This window comes from Streptomyces sp. MBT65, assembly GCF_016612545.1.
Lineage (GTDB): Bacteria > Actinomycetota > Actinomycetes > Streptomycetales > Streptomycetaceae > Streptomyces.
In genome coordinates this window covers 1-786 of sequence record NZ_JAENRY010000695.1, presented here as the reverse complement: position 1 = coordinate 786, position 786 = coordinate 1, and the positions used below count along the sequence as shown (strand labels likewise).

General features: G+C 66.5%; 2 protein-coding genes. Both read left to right on the top strand.

The window, feature by feature from the left end; translation table 11 throughout:
• Positions 1-349: nuclear transport factor 2 family protein (locus tag JHN63_RS51640; protein ID WP_200692022.1), on the top strand; the 349-nt coding region annotated here is incomplete at its 5' end.
• A gap of 37 nt (positions 350-386) precedes the next feature.
• The gene (locus JHN63_RS51635) at positions 387-767 is read left to right on the top strand and encodes a nuclear transport factor 2 family protein (RefSeq protein ID WP_200692021.1); all 381 of its coding nucleotides are present in this window, start codon (positions 387-389) and stop codon (positions 765-767) included.
• Positions 768-786 lie beyond the last annotated feature (19 nt).

The window sequence follows — 786 nt, the reverse complement described above, 5'->3', positions numbered from 1 at the left end:
CGCCGCCGGTGACCTCGAAGCCCTCCGCGCCGCCCTCGCCCCCGACGTGGAGTGGACGGAGATGGCCGGCTTCCCCCTCGCCGGCACATACCGCACCCCCACCGGGGTCACCTCCAACGTGATGGAGAAGCTCGGCCGGGACTGGGACGACTGGACCGCCCACGACGACACCTACGTCGTCGACGGCGAGAACGTCGTCGTCCTGGCCCGCTACACCGCCGTCAACAAGTCCACCGGCAAGTCGATCGACGTCCGTGTCGCGCACCACTTCGTCGTACGCGGTGGACTCATCGTGCGCTTCGAGCAGTTCGTCGACACCGCACTCGTCCGCGACGCCATGGCCGTCTGACCGCACCACCCAGCCCCTTAGAGAGCAGGAGAAGTTCGTGTCCGCTGCCGACAACAAGGCGCTCGTCATCGCGTTTTACGAGCAGGCGTTCAACGACTATCAGCCTGAGCAGGCCGCCGCCGCGCATCTCGGCGAGAGCTACACCCAGCACAACCCGGAGGCCCAGGACAGTCCGCAGGCGTTCGTGGGCTACGTCCACTGGCTGCGTGGACAGTTCCCCGACCTGCGCCTGGACATCAAGCGGGCTGTCGCCGAAGGGGACTTGGTCGTCACCCACAGCAATCTGCACCTCAAGCCCGGCGACCGCGGCATGGCCGTCGCGGATATCTGGCGCGTAGCCGACGGGAAGATCGTCGAGCACTGGGACGTGATCCAGGAGGTGCCCGAGAAGAGCGCCAACGACAACACCATGTTCTGAGAGGGCGGTATGTGACGTG